Source organism: Flindersiella endophytica (assembly GCF_054779015.1).
The window spans coordinates 318,625-336,254 of record NZ_BAAGYY010000036.1 but is presented as its reverse complement, the minus strand read 5'-3'; the positions used below and the strand labels follow the sequence as shown (position 1 = coordinate 336,254).

The 17,630-nt window shown below is 70.4% G+C and carries 20 protein-coding genes; 12 read left to right on the top strand and 8 right to left on the bottom strand.

Going from position 1 to position 17,630, the window contains the following annotated elements:
- Positions 1 to 8: 8 nt before the first annotated feature.
- Entirely contained in the window at positions 9 to 830 is an 822-nt protein-coding gene (locus ACYVF6_RS40070; protein WP_460530005.1) for a class I SAM-dependent methyltransferase, read from the top strand.
- On the opposite strand, the gene ACYVF6_RS40065 is transcribed toward ACYVF6_RS40070, so the two are convergent.
- The gene (locus ACYVF6_RS40065) at positions 815 to 1,759 is read right to left on the bottom strand and encodes an SRPBCC family protein (RefSeq protein WP_460530002.1); all 945 of its coding nucleotides are present in this window, start codon (positions 1,757 to 1,759) and stop codon (positions 815 to 817) included. The two genes, ACYVF6_RS40070 and ACYVF6_RS40065, sit on opposite strands and share 16 nt — an antisense overlap.
- Positions 1,756 to 2,124 (bottom strand): ArsR/SmtB family transcription factor, encoded by a 369-nt coding sequence (locus ACYVF6_RS40060; RefSeq protein ID WP_460530515.1) that lies wholly within the window; start codon positions 2,122 to 2,124, stop codon positions 1,756 to 1,758. The genes ACYVF6_RS40065 and ACYVF6_RS40060 overlap by 4 nt, the downstream gene beginning before the upstream one ends.
- A 126-nt stretch (positions 2,125 to 2,250) precedes the next feature.
- Here ACYVF6_RS40060 and ACYVF6_RS40055 point away from each other — a divergent pair, with 126 nt between their 5' ends.
- Together ACYVF6_RS40055 and ACYVF6_RS40050 are read left to right on the top strand one after the other, a co-directional pair.
- Positions 2,251 to 2,580 (top strand): RNA polymerase sigma factor, encoded by a 330-nt coding sequence (locus ACYVF6_RS40055; protein ID WP_460530512.1) that lies wholly within the window; start codon positions 2,251 to 2,253, stop codon positions 2,578 to 2,580.
- Positions 2,570 to 3,088, top strand: a complete 519-nt coding sequence (locus ACYVF6_RS40050; RefSeq protein WP_460529999.1) for a VOC family protein — start codon at positions 2,570 to 2,572, stop codon at positions 3,086 to 3,088. The genes ACYVF6_RS40055 and ACYVF6_RS40050 overlap by 11 nt, the downstream gene beginning before the upstream one ends.
- 9 nt (positions 3,089 to 3,097) lie before the next feature.
- On the opposite strand, the gene ACYVF6_RS40045 is transcribed toward ACYVF6_RS40050, so the two are convergent.
- Positions 3,098 to 4,066, bottom strand: a complete 969-nt coding sequence (locus ACYVF6_RS40045; protein ID WP_460529996.1) for an NAD(P)/FAD-dependent oxidoreductase — start codon at positions 4,064 to 4,066, stop codon at positions 3,098 to 3,100.
- A 50-nt stretch (positions 4,067 to 4,116) separates the two neighbouring features.
- Here ACYVF6_RS40045 and ACYVF6_RS40040 point away from each other — a divergent pair, with 50 nt between their 5' ends.
- Positions 4,117 to 4,719 carry a helix-turn-helix domain-containing protein gene (locus ACYVF6_RS40040; RefSeq protein WP_460529993.1) on the top strand — a complete coding sequence of 201 codons (603 nt, stop codon included), beginning with the start codon at positions 4,117 to 4,119 and terminating at the stop codon, positions 4,717 to 4,719.
- A gap of 160 nt (positions 4,720 to 4,879) precedes the next feature.
- Here ACYVF6_RS40040 and ACYVF6_RS40035 read toward each other — a convergent pair whose 3' ends face one another.
- Positions 4,880 to 5,632, bottom strand: a complete 753-nt coding sequence (locus tag ACYVF6_RS40035; protein WP_460529990.1) for a TetR/AcrR family transcriptional regulator — start codon at positions 5,630 to 5,632, stop codon at positions 4,880 to 4,882.
- 85 nt (positions 5,633 to 5,717) lie between these two features.
- Between ACYVF6_RS40035 and ACYVF6_RS40030 the strand changes: the two genes are divergently transcribed.
- From ACYVF6_RS40030 to ACYVF6_RS40010, 5 genes are read left to right on the top strand one after another with little or no spacing between them, the layout of a single operon-like run.
- Entirely contained in the window at positions 5,718 to 6,701 is a 984-nt protein-coding gene (locus tag ACYVF6_RS40030) for a DrrA family ABC transporter ATP-binding protein (RefSeq protein ID WP_460529987.1), read from the top strand.
- The gene (locus ACYVF6_RS40025) at positions 6,698 to 7,558 is read left to right on the top strand and encodes an ABC transporter permease (protein WP_460529984.1); all 861 of its coding nucleotides are present in this window, start codon (positions 6,698 to 6,700) and stop codon (positions 7,556 to 7,558) included. The genes ACYVF6_RS40030 and ACYVF6_RS40025 overlap by 4 nt, the downstream gene beginning before the upstream one ends.
- 9 nt (positions 7,559 to 7,567) lie before the next feature.
- Positions 7,568 to 8,410 (top strand): Rossmann-fold NAD(P)-binding domain-containing protein, encoded by an 843-nt coding sequence (locus ACYVF6_RS40020; protein WP_460529981.1) that lies wholly within the window; start codon positions 7,568 to 7,570, stop codon positions 8,408 to 8,410.
- A 39-nt stretch (positions 8,411 to 8,449) separates the two neighbouring features.
- Complete coding sequence (locus tag ACYVF6_RS40015; protein WP_460529978.1) at positions 8,450 to 9,484, top strand: PP2C family protein-serine/threonine phosphatase; 1,035 nt, start codon at positions 8,450 to 8,452, stop codon at positions 9,482 to 9,484.
- Positions 9,481 to 11,760, top strand: coding sequence for a discoidin domain-containing protein (locus ACYVF6_RS40010; RefSeq protein WP_460529976.1), 2,280 nt, complete (start codon positions 9,481 to 9,483; stop codon positions 11,758 to 11,760). Before ACYVF6_RS40015 ends, ACYVF6_RS40010 begins: the two co-directional genes overlap by 4 nt.
- Here the strand turns inward: ACYVF6_RS40010 and ACYVF6_RS40005 are convergent.
- Entirely contained in the window at positions 11,750 to 12,412 is a 663-nt protein-coding gene (locus ACYVF6_RS40005; protein ID WP_460529974.1) for a transcriptional regulator, read from the bottom strand. The two genes, ACYVF6_RS40010 and ACYVF6_RS40005, sit on opposite strands and share 11 nt — an antisense overlap.
- Positions 12,409 to 13,569: a sensor histidine kinase gene (locus ACYVF6_RS40000; RefSeq protein WP_460529971.1), complete on the bottom strand. Its 1,161-nt coding sequence runs from the start codon at positions 13,567 to 13,569 to the stop codon at positions 12,409 to 12,411. The genes ACYVF6_RS40005 and ACYVF6_RS40000 overlap by 4 nt, the downstream gene beginning before the upstream one ends.
- A gap of 160 nt (positions 13,570 to 13,729) precedes the next feature.
- Here ACYVF6_RS40000 and ACYVF6_RS39995 point away from each other — a divergent pair, with 160 nt between their 5' ends.
- Complete coding sequence (locus ACYVF6_RS39995; protein ID WP_460529967.1) at positions 13,730 to 14,317, top strand: 2TM domain-containing protein; 588 nt, start codon at positions 13,730 to 13,732, stop codon at positions 14,315 to 14,317.
- Positions 14,314 to 15,483 (top strand): DUF418 domain-containing protein, encoded by a 1,170-nt coding sequence (locus ACYVF6_RS39990; RefSeq protein WP_460529964.1) that lies wholly within the window; start codon positions 14,314 to 14,316, stop codon positions 15,481 to 15,483. The genes ACYVF6_RS39995 and ACYVF6_RS39990 overlap by 4 nt, the downstream gene beginning before the upstream one ends.
- 10 nt (positions 15,484 to 15,493) lie before the next feature.
- Here ACYVF6_RS39990 and ACYVF6_RS39985 read toward each other — a convergent pair whose 3' ends face one another.
- Positions 15,494 to 16,156: a class I SAM-dependent methyltransferase gene (locus tag ACYVF6_RS39985; protein ID WP_460529961.1), complete on the bottom strand. Its 663-nt coding sequence runs from the start codon at positions 16,154 to 16,156 to the stop codon at positions 15,494 to 15,496.
- Positions 16,157 to 16,242: 86 nt separating this feature from the next.
- On the opposite strand from ACYVF6_RS39985, the gene ACYVF6_RS39980 reads away from it, so the two are divergent.
- Positions 16,243 to 17,199, top strand: a complete 957-nt coding sequence (locus ACYVF6_RS39980) for an Lrp/AsnC family transcriptional regulator (protein ID WP_460529958.1) — start codon at positions 16,243 to 16,245, stop codon at positions 17,197 to 17,199.
- On the opposite strand, the gene ACYVF6_RS39975 is transcribed toward ACYVF6_RS39980, so the two are convergent.
- Positions 17,159 to 17,593, bottom strand: a complete 435-nt coding sequence (locus ACYVF6_RS39975; RefSeq protein WP_460529955.1) for an SRPBCC family protein — start codon at positions 17,591 to 17,593, stop codon at positions 17,159 to 17,161. The two genes, ACYVF6_RS39980 and ACYVF6_RS39975, sit on opposite strands and share 41 nt — an antisense overlap.
- Positions 17,594 to 17,630: the final 37 nt, after the last annotated feature.

Below are 17,630 nucleotides of genomic sequence, written 5' to 3'. Positions count from 1 at the left end.
TCCGAACTGTGCTGAGCGAGGTCGTCGATGTCCTGCTGTGCCCCGTGTGCGACCGCGGGCTGGCCCTTGCCGAGGGCTCGCTGCGGTGCGACACGGGGCACAGCTTCGACGTGGCCCGGCAGGGGTACGTCAACCTGCTGCCGGGCGGTGGCTCCACCGGCACGGCCGACACCGCCGACATGGTGCGCTGCCGGTCGGAGTTCCTCGGTGCTGGGCACTACGCGCCGCTGACGTCGGCTCTGGCGTCACACGCGCGCGACGGGCTGGTGCTCGACGCGGGAGCTGGCACCGGTCACTACCTCGCCGCCGTGCTCGATCGGGCCGGTGGTGCGACCGGGCTGGCACTCGACCTCTCGAAGTACGCCGCGCGGCGGGCCGCCAAGGCGCATCCGCGGGCGATGGCCGCCGTCGCCGACAGTTGGGCCCGGCTGCCGGTCGCCGATCAGGCGGTATCGCTTGTCCTGAACGTGTTCGCGCCCCGGAACGGACCGGAGTTCGCACGTGTGCTGCGGCCGGACGGCGTGCTGCTCGTGGTCACCCCGACCGGCCGGCACCTGGCCGAGCTGGTCTCCCAGCTGGACCTGCTCAGCGTCGACGCGGCCAAGCAGGACCGGCTGGACGCGGCGCTGGGCCGCTGGTTCGAGCCTCTGGGCAAGCAGGAGGTGGAGTTCGGGCTCACGCTGTCGGAGGCCGACGTGCGCAACCTCGTCCTGATGGGCCCGTCGGCCCACCATCTCTCCCCCGACGATCTGACCGAACGCCTTGCGGAGTTGGGATTTCCGTACTCAGCGACCGTCAGCTGCACGCTGTCGAGCTACCGGCCGGCGTAGAACTTCTCCAGCTCCTGCGTACGTTCGGCGGACCAGCACTCGGTGCTGCCCTTGATGTGCTTGGCCAGCAGCTCCAGGTGCGTGTGCCATGCGGCCAGCGCCGTGACGCGACGGGTGGCGTGCTCGGCCGGCACGGTCTGGGTGAGCGTGAGGCGGGTGCCACCGGGGCCGGCCTTGAACTCCCAGCGCACCAGGCCGGCGTCCTTGCCGTCGGCCTGCCAGGCGTACTCCAGCAGCTTGCCGGTCTCACCCCACAACGTCTTGGCCGGCAGCTCCAGGTCGACCGCGGTGACCTGGCCGGGCTGGACGTAGTCGTCGGCGCGGAACCCGCGTGGCGGCTGCTCTCCGACCCGGGGGTCGGCGCCCTCCGCGCTGGTGAGCAGCTTCCATGCCTCGTCGACGGGCAGGGTGAAGACCCGCTCGAAACGTACGGTGCCGTCGGGATCGACGCTGCCCTCGAGCAGGCCGAACGCCTCGACATAGGCCTCGTGCCTGTCCTTCCAGGCGTCCATGGTCCAGTCGATCTCAGTGCCGTCGAGCGACTGCTCCAGGCCGTCGAGGCAGAGGTCCCAGCCGGAGGCGAAGCTCGCCGAGCCCGCACGGTCGTCGAAGATGTGGGTGAACGTCAGCAGGCACCCGTCACCGTCGGGCTGGATCTCGAACCGCATCGTCTCCTCGTTCGCTACGTGCGCCCAGCGGTGCGGCGGCTCCCACTCGGTGATCGTGCCGGTCATCTCCGGCTCGCCGTCCGCGCCGAGCCAGTGGATGTCGCCGCCCTCCCGGAAGTCGGCCCGGATCGGGCTCGGGAACCAGTGCGTGAGCTCGTCCGGCTCGGTGATCGCCCGCCAGACCTTCGCGACCGGGTGCGCGAGCTTGCGTTCGAAACGCAGCACGCAACGCCCGTCCGCGGTCCGTAGGGTGCCGTTCATTGGTGCTCCTTCGTAGCGGAATCGGGGTCGGAGTCGTCTGTGTGGTCCAGCTCGTCGAGGCGGCGCTCCAGCCGATCGAGGCTGTGCTCCCACAACCGCCGGTACGGCTCGAGCCAGGTGTCGATCTCCGCCAACGGCTCCGGCGCGATCTCGTACCACCGCCGCTGCGCGTCCTGGCGTACCCGCACCAACCCGGCGTCGCGCAGCACCCGTAGATGCTTCGACGTGCCGGGCTGGCTGATGCCGAGCTGCTCGACCAACTCCCCGACCGCCCTGGGCCGTTCCAGCAGCAGGTCGAGGATGCGTCGTCGGGTCGGCTCGGCCAGAACCTCGAAAGTGGATGCCACGCCAGGAATATAACGCATCCGGCATATTGCTGGCAAGGCATGTGCCTGCGAGTGTTCGGAAGCCGGCGGCCTCGAACGATGATGAGGTATGAGCTTCCCCGAGCACCCGCCGGAACCCGATGACCCGGTGCGGCGGTCGCCTGGCTGGTCGGCATCGCCCGGCACAAGCTCGTCGACCACTGGCGTCGGCTCGAGCGGGAGCGACGGACGATCGCGCTGCTGGATGCCGGTCCGCCCGAGCCCGACGATCCGTGGGACGAGGTCCTCGAGGCACAACGCGCGCACGCGGTCCTCGCCCAGCTCTCGCCGCCGCAACGGCTGGCGCTCACGCTGCGATATCTCGACGGCCTGCCCGTCGCGGAGGTCGCCGCACATCTCGGCCGGAGCCTGCACGCGACCGAGACCCTGCTGGTCCGTTCGCGGGCGGCCTTTCGCCGGATCTACCAGGAAGGGGACGACAGCCATGACGCCTGACCCCTTCGACGGCCTCTACCTGCCGATCGTCCCGATGCGGCCGCGGGAGGAGTTCGTGACCGCGCTACGACGCCGGGCTCACGCCGAGCTCGGGCTCGCACTCGAAGGAGACGCCATGTCCACCACAACCGCGCCCGTACGCCACGTCGACTTCGCACTGCACTACCGGGACGCGACCGCCGCCGTCCGCTGGCTCGTCGACGTGCTGGGGCTGGCCGAGGAGTGGCGGTATCCGGAGTCTGGCCCGGTCCAGCACGCCTCGCTGCGCTGGGGATCGGGCAGCGTTTCGGTCAACTACAAGCACGGGATCTACGAGTCACTCGGCCCGACGTACGTTCTGCTCGCCGTTCCCAGCGGCGACGAGCTGACGGCGGTCTACGACCGGGCCGTCGCCGCCGGCGCGGCGGTCGTCGAGCCGGTCGGTGACAGCTGGGACGGCGGCAGCCGCCAGTTCGTCGTTCGTGATCCGGAGGGCAATCTCTGGCAGCTGTCCGCCCCGCGCGGGTAGCGGCCGGCGCTACGCCGGGGCCGGCGTGCGGCGAGCCGCCACCGCGGCAGCGGTCTCCTCGGCGATCAGGTCGGCGTTGATGGCGGCACCCGCCTTCACGCCCGCTGCGGCGGAGCCGATCACCTGTTCGGCCAGGTTCGTGGCGTTGCCGGCCACCCAGACGCCGGGTACGGCCGTCCGGCCGGTCGGGTCGACGGCCGGGATGTGGGTGCCGACCACGAACTGGCCCATCATCGTGAAATCCTCGGCTTGGAGGCCGATCCCCTCCAGGAAGTCGGTCCGGGCGACCATCCGCGCCCCCACCGCCAGTGCCTCCCGCCGGACGACGGTTCCACTCGCCAGTCGGACGCCGGTGAGCCGCCCACCGGTGACCACCAGGCCGGCCACGTCGCCTTCCACGACGGAGATCCCGCGCGCGGCGAGCTGCTCCCACTCCTCCTCACTCGGCGCCGGCCCGGTGTGCAGGAACAGCGTGATGTCGTCGCTCCACTGCCGCCACAACAACGCCTGGTGTACGGCCAGCGGGCCGGTCGCCAGGATGCCGATCGCCTGGTCGCGCACCTCCCAGCCGTGGCAGTACGGGCAGTGCAGCACGTCCTTGCCCCACAACCCGGCCAGCCCGGGCACGTCGGGCAGTTCGTCGGCCAGGCCGGTCGCCACCAGCAGCCGGTCGGCGCCGACCGAGGAGCCGTCCGCCAGCTCGACCACGAATCCGTTCGCGTCCTTGCGTACGCCGGTGACGGTGCCCGCCACGATCTGGCCGCCGTAGCCCTCGACCTCTTCCCGCCCGGTCGCCAGCAGCCGCTTCGGCGCGAGGCCTTCGCGTCCGAGGTAGACGTGGATGTGGGACGCCGGCGCGTTACGCGGCTCGCCCGCGTCGATCACCAGCACGGAACGCCGGGCCCGTGCCAGTGCCAGGGCGCCACTCAGCCCGGCGGCGCCACCACCGATCACCACTGCTTCGTGTCTCTCGTCCATGTGCCACAGCGTCCGCGTGACCCGGCGATCTGGCAAACTTTGTTGCCAAGATGGCAAACGACGACGACATGGCGACGGTGCTCGACGCGGTCGGTCCGCGGCTGCGCGCGGTCCGGCGCGAGCGCGACCTCACGCTGACTCAGCTGAGCGAGGCCACCGGCATCTCCGCCAGCACGCTGTCGCGGCTGGAGTCCGGGCAGCGCAAGCCGACGCTGGAGCTGCTGCTGCCGCTCGCCAAGGCGTTCGGTGTGCAGCTCGACGAACTGGTCGGCGCGCCACCCACCGGCGATCCGCGCGTCCACCTGCGGTCGTTCACCCGCAACGGCATCACCTACCTTCCGCTCACTCGCGGTCTCGGCGCCCCACAGGCGTACAAGGCGATCTACCCCGGCCGCCACCCGGACGACGACCTGCCCGAGCAGCGGGCGCACGAGGGTTACGACTGGCTCTACGTCCTCTCCGGCCGCCTGCGGCTGCTGCTCGGTGCGCACGACCTGGTGCTCAAGCCCGGTGAGGTCGCGGAGTTCGACACCAGGACCCCGCACGCGTTCATCAGCGCCGACACCAGGCCGGTCGAGGTGCTCGCGCTGTTCGGCCCGCAGGGCGAGCGCATGCACGTCCGTGCTCGCCCGAAGCCCAGCCCGAAGGACTAGGGGGTGTCCTGCAAGTGTCGCCGGGCTGCGGCGGCCCTGGCCCCACGCTGGCTGCGTTGGACGAAGATCGCCCGTATAACCGATACGAACGACTCCGCCCGCCTTGCCAGCTCGGCGCCATGACCGTCCTCGCTATCCACCGACACTTACAGGACACCCCCTAGACGTCTGTCTGCGACTCGATCAACTGCTCGATGCCGGCGAGCAGCCGCTGTAGCCCGAAGTCGAAGTCGCCCGCCGGGTCAGGGATGTACAGCTCGGCCTCCGCCAGCCGGCTGGAGACGGGGTAGTCGCCCTCGGCGTAGCTCTCGATGAACGGCACTCTCGCCAGCCACCACTCGTCGTGGCTGAGGCCAGTGCTCTGCTCCGCCAGCGTCCACTCGACGGCGCTACGCGCGGCGCCCTTCACGTAGTCGGAGACGAGGTTGGCGATCCGGAACATCTGGAGCTCGTCCAGCCCGACGCCGTCGATGGTGGCCAGCAGGTCCTCGTAGGCACGCATCACGCCCGGCCCGAGCGGCGGCCGCACGGTCGAGACCTGCAGCACCCACGGGTGCCGCTGGTACATCCGCCACTCCGCCCGCGCGGCCGCCTCCAGGCGCGAGCGCCAGTCGCCGCCCTCGGGTCCGGGCCGGTCGGGCTCGCCGATGACCTCGTCGAGCATGACTTCGAGCAGTTCGGCCTTGCTGGGCACGTACGTGTACAGCGACATCACGCCGACGCCGAGCTCGGCGGCGACCCGGCGCATCGACAGCGCGGTGAGCCCTTCGGCGTCGGCGACCGAGATCGCGGCACGCACGATCTGGTCGACTGTGAGCTTCGGCTTCGGACCCCGGCTCGGCAGCGGCAACTTGCGCCAGAGCAGCGCGAGGGTGCGTTCGGGATCGCCGGTGCCGCTGTACTCCGTCGTCATGGGCACCCATCGTAAAACTCCGTAGCGCGTACGGCATTCCCTGGTAGCCTTCTCCGTACGCCGTACCGAGTTCAAGGGAGGAAGTGTGCCCGAAAGTCCCGCGGTCTTCGCGGAGGGACTACGCAAGTACTACGGCAACACCCACGCACTGGATGGATTCGACCTGACGGTCGCCCCGGGCACGGTCTGCGGCCTGCTCGGGCCGAACGGGGCCGGCAAGACGACGGCGATCCGGATCCTGACCACGCTGCTGCGACCAGATGCCGGGCGGGCCGAGGTCGCCGGCTACGACGTGTTCCGAGAGCCGGCCGAGGTGCGTTACCGGATCGGGCTGGCCGGTCAGCAAGCGACCGTCGACGAACTGCTCACCGGCATGGAGAACCTCACGATGTGGGGCCGGTTGCACCACCTGCCGGCCCAGGCGGCCCGGTGCCGGGCCGACGAGCTGCTGGAGCAGTTCGGCCTCACCGACGCCGCCGGCAAGCAGGCCAAGCACTACTCCGGCGGCATGCGTCGCCGGCTCGACCTGGCGGCGAGCTTCATCCTCGCGCCGAAGGTCCTGTTCCTGGACGAGCCGACGACCGGGCTCGACCCGCGCAACCGCAACGAGGTCTGGGCGGCGGTCCGTGCCCTGGTCGCGGGCGGTACGACGGTGCTGCTGACCACGCAGTACCTCGACGAGGCCGACCAGCTCGCCCACCAGATCGTCGTGATCGACTCCGGCCGGGCGATCGCGGACGGTACGCCGCAGCAGCTCAAGGCCAGGCTCGGCGGCGACCAGATCGACGTGGTGGTGCACACCGCGGCGGACCTGCCGAAGGCCGCGGCCGTGGTCGCCGAGGTCAGCGGCGCCCGGCCCACCATCGACACCGACCGGCGGCAGCTCACCGCGCCCGTACGCGAGCGGGTGGCCGCGCTGACCCGGATCGCCGGCGAGCTGGCGGCTGCCGGCGTCGCGGTGGAGGACATCGGCCTGCGCCGTCCGACGCTCGACGAGGTGTTCCTGCGCCTGACCGGGCACCACGCCGAGCCGGCCGAGAGCCAGGAGCCGGAAGGAGCCGCCGCATGACGACACTGAACACACCAACCACACCGACCACGCTCACCGTGACACCGCAGATGCCGCGGACCGTCCTCGACCGGCTCCGCTGGGCGCTCGCCGACTCCTGGACGGTGGCGCGTTCCAACCTCATCTACTGGATGCGCGAGCCGACGACGATCGCGTTCGGGCTGGCCTGGCCGATCATGTCGGTACTGCTGTTCGGGTACGTCTTCGGCAGCGCGATGTCGGTGACCGGAGGCGGCGACTACCGCGAGTTCCTGATGCCCGGCATGTTCGGGCAGGCGATGGTGTTCGGCCTCTCGGCCACGATGATCACCGTCTGCACGTCCACGGCCAAGGGCGTGACCGACCGGTACCGCTCGCTGCCGATGGCGCGTTCCGGCGTGGTCGGCGGCCGCAGCATCGCCGACATGCTGAACTCCTGCCTCGACCTGATCGTCCTGCTGCTGTGCGGGCTGGCGGTCGGCTGGCGCGCCCACGGGACGGTCGCGGAGACGGCGGCCGCGATCGGACTGCTGTTGCTGCTGCGGTTCGCGTTGATCTGGGTGGGCATCTACCTCGGCCTGCTGGTGAAGAGTCCGGAGACCGCCAACAACCTCACCGTGCTGCTGTTCCCGCTCACGATGCTGGCCAACACGTTCGTCCTGCCGTCGCAGATGCCGGCCTGGCTCGGCTTCGTCGCCGACTGGAACCCACTGTCGGCGACCGTCGAGGCGATCCGCCGGCTGTTCGGCAACCCAGGGCTTGGGACTGAGTCGTGGGTCGCCGACAACGCACTTCTGATGGCGATCGGGTGGCCCCTGCTGCTGATCGCGGTGTTCCTGCCCCTTTCCGTACGGCGCTACCAGCGCCTGAGCCGCTGAGGACAAGCAATGACCATTCTGGTAACCGGTGCGACCGGAAACGTCGGCCGGTACGTCGTCGACGAACTGCTGGCCCGAGGCGCGACCGACGTACGCGCGCTCACCAACAACCCCGTCAAGGCGGCCCTGCCCGAGGGCGTCGAGGTGGTCGAGGGCTACCTCGGCAAGCTCTCGACCATGCCGGTCGCCTTGGAGGGTGTCGACAAGCTCTACCTGGCACCGCTCCCCCGGACTGCTCCGCAGGTGCTGGACCTGGCCAAGGCCGCCGGAGTCAAGCACGTCGTCGACCTGTCCAGCTCGAACGCCGACGACGAGAAGGCCGGCGACCCGGCCGGCTGGCACTACTACGCGGTCGAGAAGGCGACCGAGGACTCCGGACTGCCGTGGACGCACCTGCGCCCGGGCGAGTTCATGACCAACAGCCTGACCTGGCTGGGCATGTTGCGGGCGAACGGCAAGATCCAGTGCGCGTACCCGGACTACGCCAGCGGCATGATCGCGCTGGAGGACGTCGCGGCGGCCGCGGCGGAGATCCTGCTCGACGACGGCGCCGGGCACATCGGCAAGAAGTACTGGCTGACCGGGCCGGAGCCGATGCCGGTGAGCCAGGTCGTTCGTACGATCGGAGAGCTGCTCGGCCGCGACCTCCCGATCGAGCCGTGCGACCACGACGAGATGGTCCGGATCCTCGCCGAGCTCGGCATGGGCGAGTTCGCGACCTGGTACGTCGACGGGATGGCACAGCTGACCGCGCACCCGATGCCGGTGTCGCCGGCCTACCGTGAGCTGACCGGCCGACCAGGCACGACGTTCGCCGAGTGGATCGTCAAACACCGGTCAGATTTCGTCTGACCTGACAGGCCGTGGTGGTGATCGTCTAGGCTCGCGTGCGTGACGGTCGTATTCCGCTATGCCGCCCGCAGTCACGAAGGCCTCGGCAGGGGCCGGGAGCTCAACGAGGACTCCGGTTACGCGAGTCCCCGTTTGCTGGCTGTGGCCGACGGTATGGGCGGACACGCACACGGCGAGCTGGCCAGCGCGATCACCACCGCGGCCATCCAGGAGATCGACGGCGTCTACGCCGGCCGCAACGCCGACCCGCTCGGGTCACTGGTCTCGGGCGTGCGTACCGCCAACGCCCGGCTCGGCGCCTGGGTGCGATCCAACCCGCAGTCCGAGGGCATGGGCACGACGCTCACAGCCGTGCTGCTGTACGGCGCCAAGTCGCTCGCGCTGATCCACGTCGGCGACTCGCGGGCCTACCTCCTGCGCCACGGCGCGTTGCGCCGGCTCACCCGCGACCACACCGTCGCAGAGATGCTGATCGACGAGCGCCGGGCCAGCCGCGAGGACGCCGAACGGCACCCACAGGGCAGCATGCTGACGCGCGCCCTGCAGGGCATGGAAGGACCGCGGGCCCGGCCCGACCTGTACACCGAGCTGGTCGAGCCCGGCGACCGCGTCCTGCTCTGCAGCGACGGGCTGATGGACGCGCCCGTACCGGAGACCCAGATCGGCGAGACGCTCGAGCAGCACTCCGATCCCGACCGCGCGGCCGCCGCGCTCGTCGACCTGGCGTTGCGCGCCGGCGCGCCGGACAACGTCACCTGCATTGTCGCCGACATCACGAACTCCACGTCGAAGCGCAAGCGGTCGGTGACGCCGATCGTGGTGGGCTCGGTCGCCGACCCGCGGCTCGCCGGCGTACTCACACCACCTCAGCCCGGTCAGGCGCCCGGGCCACCGCCGATGGGTCCACCTTCCCAACCGGCGCCCCAGCAAGTACAACAACAAGGACAAGCACAACAGGCACAACCAGCACAGCAACAGGCTCCACAACAAGCGCCCACGCAGGCGCCTCCGCCGCTGGGCTCGCCCAACGGCCGTTCCCAGCACTCCGGCGGATGGCAAGGAGCGCCAACATGAGCCGGAAGGTCAACCGCGCGGCGGCTCTCGTCGCGACCCTCACCACCGTTCTCGCCGGTACGGCCGCCGCCCAGCTCGCGACGGCCGACGACGGCTCGTCCTCATCAACCGGCCCAACCGGCTCAGCCGCCTCGAAGGTCGGCGTCTGGCTGACGGACCTGCCGGCCGGTGCGCGGCTGGCGCGACAGCCGGACCTCACCTGGCGTTCGGGCCCGCCCTCCGGCGACCCCGCGATCACGCTGGACGAGCGGCGGCAGTACCAGTCGATGATCGGCTTCGGCGCGTCGTTCACCGACTCGTCCGCCTGGCTGGTCGGCACCCGGCTGTCCCCCGCCAAGCGCGCTGCCGCGCTGCGCGACCTGTTCAGCCGGCGCGACGGCATCGGGCTGAGCTTCGTCCGGCAGCCGATGGGCGCGAGCGACTTCGCGGTCGACGGCAACTACTCCTACGACGACCAGCCGGCCGGGCAGACCGACCCGACGCTCGCCGACTTCTCCGTCGGACACGACGAGGCGTACGTCATACCCGTGCTGCGGCAGGCGCTGCGGGAGAATCCCCGCCTCACGATCATGGCGTCGCCGTGGAGCCCGCCCGGCTGGATGAAGACGTCCGGCTCGATGATCGGCGGCTCGCTGCGCGAGGACGCCTACCAGCCGCTGGCGACGTACTTCGCGAAGTTCGTGCGGGCCTACGCCAGGCACGGCGTGCCGATCCGGTACATCACACCGAACAACGAGCCGCTGTACGTACCGTCGGGCTATCCCGGCATGTCGTTGAGCGCCGAGCAGGCCGCCCGGCTGATCCGCGACAACCTCGGCCCGACGCTGCGCCGGGAGGGGCTCGGCACCGAGATCCTCGGCTACGACCACAACTGGGACGTCGTGGGCTATCCGGAGTCGCTGTACGCCGACCCCGGCGTGTCGCGGTACGTCGCCGGCACGGCGTGGCACTGCTACGGCGGCGACGTGCGGGCACAGTCGGTGTCGCACAACGACTATCCCGGCAAGCCGGCGTTCCACACCGAGTGCTCGGGCGGCGAGTGGGAGGGCGACGACCAGGCCGGCTTCACCGGTGCGATGAACCTCGTCGTCAACGCACCGCGCGAGTGGGCCAAGGGTGTCGTGCGGTGGAACATGGCGCTCGACGGGCAGAACGGCCCGACCAACGGCGGCTGCCTGACCTGCCGCGGCGTGCTGAAGGTGACGCAGCAGGCGGACGGCTCGTGGACGTATGCGAAGACCGTGGACTACTACGCGCTCGGCCATGCCGGCAAGTTCGTCCAGGTCGGCGCCCGGCGGATCGCGTCGTCGACGCTGGGCGCCGGGAGCGTGCAGGACGTGGCCTATCGCAACCCGGACGGGTCGAAGGCCGTGGTGGCGTACAACTCGGGTACGTCGCGGCAGGCGTTCAACGTGCGGTTCGGTGACCGGTGGTTCGGCTACGCGCTGAACCCCGGTGCGGCGGCGACGTTCACCTGGTCGGGCACGCAGCGCGGAGCGGTCTCCGACGCGGCGATCGGCAGTGTGGACATCAAGTTCAGCGCGCCGGGTGAGGACCCGGTCGTCACGTTCGACGCGGGACTGGCCGCCCTGCAGGACCGGGTGCGGATCGGCTCGGAGTGGCTGGGCTACTCCCTGCCGACGGGCGCTTCGCTCACGCCCCCGACGCCGGCTGTCACGCTGCCTCGTACCGGCTGGACGGTGTCGGCGATCGCGAGCGCGGACTCCGACCCACCGGGCAACGCCGTCGACGGCGACCCGGCCACGCGCTGGAGTACGGGCCGCGGCATGCAGCCCGGCGACTGGTACCAGATCGACCTCGGCAAAGAGCAGCCGATCAGCTCGGTCGAGCTCGACGCCGGGGCGTCCGCGGGCGACTTCGCGCGCGGCTACGAGATCTCCGTGTCGTCCGACGGCGTGACCTGGGGCCAGCCGATCGCGACCGGCGGCGGGCGGACGTTGACCCGTGCCCTGTTCCCGACGGTCTCGGCTCGTTACGTACGGATCGTCAACCAGGGCAGCTCGGGCAGCTGGTGGTCGATCCACGAGCTGAAAGTCTTCGGCCCGGCAGACGCCACCGCCGCCAAGCCTGCGCCGGCAGCGACCGGAGGCCGGGTACAGACCAAGGCGGCGAGGTTGCCCGACGGCACCGAGGTGACCGCGTTCTACAACGCGAGCCGCTCGGTCGTCTCGTTCCCGGTCCAGTGGGGTGAGTCGACCTACACCTACCGGCTGCCGTCGTCGGCGGTCGCGTTGTTCACTCGGTCTAGTGGCTGAGATCGCCGCCGAGGTCGAGCTCCTGCGCCAGGATCGCCGCCTGCACGCGGGAGCTCAACGACAGCTTGGTCAGCACCCGTGACACGTGCGTCTTGACGGTGGTCTCACCGATGTGCAGGCGACGGCCGATCTGCTGGTTGGACAGGCCTTCGCCCAGGCAGGCCAGCACGTCGGTCTCGCGTTCGGTGAGCTGGTCCATCCCGGCCGGCCGCTGCGGCCGCGGCGACGGTCCGGCTGACGCGAAGGCGGTCAGCAGCCGTCGCGTGATGGCCGGCTCGAGCACGCCTTCCCCCGCGGCCACCTGCTGCACCGACTCGATCAGCTTCGGCGCCTCGACGGACTTCAGCAGGAAGCCGGCAGCACCCGCACGCAACGCGCCGTAGACGTACTCGTCGATGTCGAACGTCGTCAGCACCAGCACCTCGCACACCTGATCACCCACCAGCTCCCGGGTGGCCTCGATGCCGTCGGTGCCGGGCATGCGTACGTCCATCAGCACGACGTCCGGTCGCAACGCGCGCGCCATCCGCACCGCCGTCGCGCCGTCGCCGGCCTCGCCGACCACTTCGATGCCGTCGGTGCCGCCCAGGATCATCACCAGACCCGCCCGGATCGCCGAATGGTCGTCGGCGACCAGCACTCGTACCGTCACAGCGTCTCGCCTTCCCGTTCCTCCACTGGGAGTACCGCCCGCACCTGCCAGCCCTCCGGCGTCGGCCGGGCGGAGAGTGACCCGTCGACGGCTTCCGCCCTGGTACGCATGCTCCGCAAGCCCGTCCCCTCCTCCACGTCGCCACCGCCCGCGGGCCGGGTGAGCGTGTTGCGTACGTCGACCACGAGGCCCTCGCGATCCTGCGACAACGACACGCTGATGTCCGCCCCGGGCGCGTGCTTGGCCGCGTTCGTCAACGCCTCCTGGACGATGCGGTACGCGGCGAGGTCGACCGTGACCGGCAACCTGCCGCTCAACGCGACCTCGGCCGACACCTCGAGCCCGCTGGCCCCGGCCGACTCCAGCAGCCGGTCGAGGTCGTGCAGGCGGGCCGGGGCCGTCCGGGTGCCGTCGGCCTGCAGCAGGTCGATCATCTCTCGCATCTCGCGCAGGGCGCTGAGGCTGTTCTCGCGGACCGACCGCAGGACCGTGGATACGGTCGCGGGATCCTTGCCCGCCATCGACAGTGCCGCCTCCGACTGGATCGCGATCGCCGACAGGTGCCCGGCGATGACGTCGTGCAGGTCGGCCGCCAGCCGCGAACGTTCTCCGCTCACCGCCGCCGCCCGGTCGCGTTCGGCGAGCTGCGCCAGCTGCTCGGTGCGGGCGCGTTCGGCCTTCACCGCTTCGCGATACCACCGCACGCTCGTCGCCCACCCCACCGGAATCGACAGGATCGCGGCCGTCGACAGGAACGTCAGCAGGCCCTGCCGCCAGTTCGGCGCGAACGCGGCCAGGACGCCGCCCTGGACGATCGCGCCGCCGCACACGACACCGGAGAGGATGTAGGACGTACGGCGTGAGGTGTACAGGACGGCGTTGTAGACGAAGTCGCCGAGGATCAGGATGACGGGGATCGTCAGCCCGAGGAAGATGTCGACGCCGGCAACGGCTACGCCCACGCCGAGCGCGATCAGCGGGTGCTTTCGGCGCAGCGCGACCAGCGCGCAGCCGGCGACCGTGAAGCCGATCAGGTGCGCCCAGAGCGGCGTGCCGGTGGACCAGAGGGTGTACCCGCCGGCCAGGTAGATCGCGAACCCGATCACGATCACGACCAGCGGGTGACCGCCGTCGCGCCAGGTCAGGTTGGCTCTCACTTGTTGCAGTACCGGCACGACACCATCTCACCACGCGGGCGGGTACGCGCCGTCGTCGGAAGGTGCGACCGGTGTGCCGGGCCGGTCCTACGAAGTGATGACGCCCGTCCGGCCCGGTTGGCGGATGGCACCGGGCCGCGGCTGGGAAAGCATGAGGGCCATGAGCGGTTTCCTCAACCTGGTAGGCGAAAACCCGCTGGTAGCCGTCATCGCGGCCTGCGAGGTCGGTTTCTGGGTGGTCCTCGGTGCCGGCCTGGTCGCGCGCTACCTCCTGCGGCTGCGCCGGACCAGCGCGGTCCTGCTGGTCTGCGTTCCGCTGGTCGACGTGGTGCTGCTGGTCGCCACCGCCATCGACCTGCGCGGAGGCGGCGAGGCGACCCAGATCCACGGCCTGGCCGCCGCGTACCTCGGCTTCAGCGTCGCGTTCGGCCACAGCATGGTGCGCTGGGCCGATCAGCGGTTCGCGCACCGGTTCGCCGGTGGCCCGCCACCGTGGAAGCCGCCGAAGTACGGCGCCGACCGTGTCCGCTACGAGTGGCGCGAGTGGCTGAAGTGCCTCCTGGCATGGGCGATCGCCTGCGGCCTGATGCTCCTGCTGATGTACGGGATCGGCACGCCCGACCGGGCCGAAGCCCTGTGGGGCTGGATCGCCCGGCTCTCGACCGTCCTGATCATCTGGCTGGTCGGCTGGCCCGTACGCGTCACCGTCTTCGTTCCCCAAGAACCCGAGAAGGAGCACGCGAAGTGAGAAGCACCCGCATCGTCGCCCTCGACATTCTGCGTGGTGTCGCGATCATCGGAACGCTGGGCACGAACATCTGGATCTTCACCGATCCGCAGGGCCCGGTGGGGTTCATGAGCAACCTGCCCGATCCGTCGACGTTCACCGGCGCGGCCGAGTCGCTGCTGCGCTCGGCCGCCAACGGCAAGTTCCTCGGCCTGCTGACGCTGATGTTCGGCATCGGCCTGGAGCTGCAGTACCGCTCGGCCCAGCGTCGTGGGCAGAAGTGGCCGGGCTGGTACCTCTGGCGGGCAGGCCTGCTGTTCGCCGAGGGCCTGCTGCACTACGTGCTGATCTTCGAGTTCGACGTTCTGATGGGTTACGCCGTCACCTCGATGCTCGTCGCGTATCTGATCGGACGCAGCGACCGGGCGATCCGGACCTGGATGATCACAGTCGGCAGCATCCATGTCGCCCTGATCTGCCTGCTGACCGTGGGCCTGGTGCTGGCGCCGCGGAGCGCCCAGCAGGCCTTCGCCAGCGACCCGACCACGCTGTTCTCCGACGGCACCTGGCTGGACCAGGTCACCAACCGGCTCGTCAACTGGATGGCGTTCCGGATCGAGGCGGTCTTCATCGTGCCGTCGGGCATCGTGCTGTTCCTGCTCGGCGCCAAACTGCTGCGGGGTGGGCTGTTCGAGACCACGGCCAGGGGTACGCAGCTGCGCAACCGGCTGATGGCGATCGGGCTCGGTGTCGCCGCGCCGCTGACGGTGCTGACCTCGCTGGGCGGACCGGAGTGGTTCTTCCTGGAGCGGTACGTGCTCGCGCCCGTCGTGGCGCTCGGCCTGCTGGGTCTGGTGCCCGCGATCGTGCTGCGGCTGCGGGAACAGCCCGGGCTGTTGCGTACTGGGCTCAACAACATCGGCCGGACCGCGTTGAGTTGCTACGTCTTCCAGAACCTGGTGGCGAGCATTCTCTGCTACGGCTGGGGATTCGGGCTGGCCGTCCGGTTCGAGAGCCTGCGGCCCTGGTGGGCGGTCGGCGCGATGGTGTTCATCAGCACATTGTTCATGGCCGCGTCGAGCCTGTGGCTGCGCCGCTTCTCCCGCGGGCCGCTGGAGTGGGTGTGGCACTGGGCCTACACCCTGCCCCAGCGGCGCCGTGAACGAGAGCCGGTGGCCGCGGGCTGACACAAGGCCTTCAGGCTCGGCGGGCCTCCACCAGCCAGGCCGGTACGTCGGCCCGGTCGCCCTCGCCGGTCTCCAGGTTCAGCTTCAGGAACTGGATGACCGGTGGGGGCAGCACCGCGGTGATGGTGGCCGGCTCCAGGCGTTCGATCTGCCAGCCGGCGGCGGGGAGCGTGGTCCGCAGGTCTTCTCTGGTGACCCGGGACGGGGGCATGCCTTCCGGTGCCTGGTCGGAGGTGCAGAGCAACAGGAGGGTGGCGCCCGGCCTTGCCGCTCGGTGGAGGGCGTTGGCGTAACGAGGACGGTCGGCGTCGGGCAGGCAGTGGTAGAGCGCACTGTCGACGATCGTGTCGAAGCGGCCTTCGTACCCGTCGAGGGTGAGCGCGTCCGCCACGGCGAAGGTGACCTTGGCTTCCCCGGCTCGTCGGCGGGCCTGCTCGATCGCCGTCGGCGAGGCGTCGACGGCGGTCACCGGATGGCCCTGGCCGGCGAGGAACGTGGCGTTGTCGCCCCGGCCACAGCCGACGTCCAGCACGTGGCCGCGGATCCGGCCGTCCCGTTCGAACTCGACGATCGCGGGCTGGGGCGCCTCGATGTCCCACGGAACGTCGTTGGGTCCCAGGCCGGCGGCTAGCGGTCGGCCCTGGTAGATGGCTTCGAAGTCGATTGCTGTCATGGTCGCTACGATTCCTTTCCGAACGGTCATCAAGCCATCCGCAGGGGGGTTGGCTTCGCTTTCCTGCGTGTGCAACTGTGTTGGTGATGGAATCCCTCACGCTGGACGACACTGACCGCGGTCTCCTGCACGCGCTGCAGATCGACGGGCGGGCGGCGTTCAGCCGGATCGCCGAGGCGCTCTCCGTGTCGGAGAGCACGATCGCCCGGCGCTACCAGCGGCTGCGCGCTGACGGTGTCGTACGCGTGCTGGGCAGCGCCGTGGGCGCACCGGCCGGCGCCAGCACCTGGACGCTGCGGCTGCGCTGCACCCCCGATGCCGCCGAGGCGATCGCGGAGGCGCTGGCCAGGCGGCCCGACACGTACTGGATCCACCTGCTGTCCGGCGGCACCGAGCTCTCCTGCATGACGCAGGCCCCGCCGCTGCTGGAGAAGCTGCCGCGGACCGCTCGCATCCTCGACCTGTCGGCGCACCTGCTGCTGAACGGCTTCACCGATCCGGGCGGCTGGGCCGGGTTGGCCCACCTCACGCCGGAGCAGGCGGGACACGTACGGCCACGGCTGGGAACGGCCGACCCGAGCGCGATCGTCCTCGGCGAGGCCGACCACGCCGTGTTGGGGGCGCTGGCCCGGGACGGCCGGGCCAGTTACCGCGACCTGGCGGCCGAGGCCGGGTGGTCGGAGTCGACAGTGAAGCGGCGGATGGCGCTGTTGCGAGCGGCCGGGATGCTGCGTTTCCACCTCGACCTGGACCCGCGAGCGCTCGGCTACCGCACCGAGGCCCGCCTCTGGATCTCCGTCCAACCGTCGGCACTGGAAGCGACCGGCCGGGCCCTCTCCTCCCACCCCGAGATCTACTTCGCCGCGGCGACGACCGGTGCCACCAACGTGCTGGCCGCGGTGGTCTGCCGCAGTCCGGAGGAGCTCTACCGCTACCTCGCCGTGCGAGTCGCCGGCCTCCCCGGTGTCAACGCGGTCGAGGCCGCACCGATCCTGCGTACGGTCAAGCGTTTTGGGCCAGGCCCCGCGCGGTCGCCTCGATGACGCCCTGCAGGCTGCGTTTGACCAGCCAGCCGAGCAGGGGGTTGGCCTCGAACGTGGAGTACCAGTGGATCGTGGTGCCGTTCGCATCCGGCGTGAGCTCGACGTTGCCTTCGTAGCCGCGGACCGGGAGGCCGGAGTGCACGATGTAGCGGAGGCTCTTCTCCGGCTCGAACTCCACGACCTCCTCGCGCAGGTGCACAGTGCCGGTCGGGCGCTTGGTGCTGAAGATCCGGATCGAGCCAAGGCCGTCGCGGTCGACGGGACCGGCCTTCTCCAGCTCGTAGGAGTCGATCGGCGTCCAGGTGGGCCAGTTCGGCCCGTCGGCGAGCAGCGCCCAGATCTGCTCGGGTGTCGCCGAGGTGTGCGCGGTCGTCTCGATTCGATAGCGGGCCATCTGATGCGTCTCCCTGGCTGAACCAATGTTGTACCAA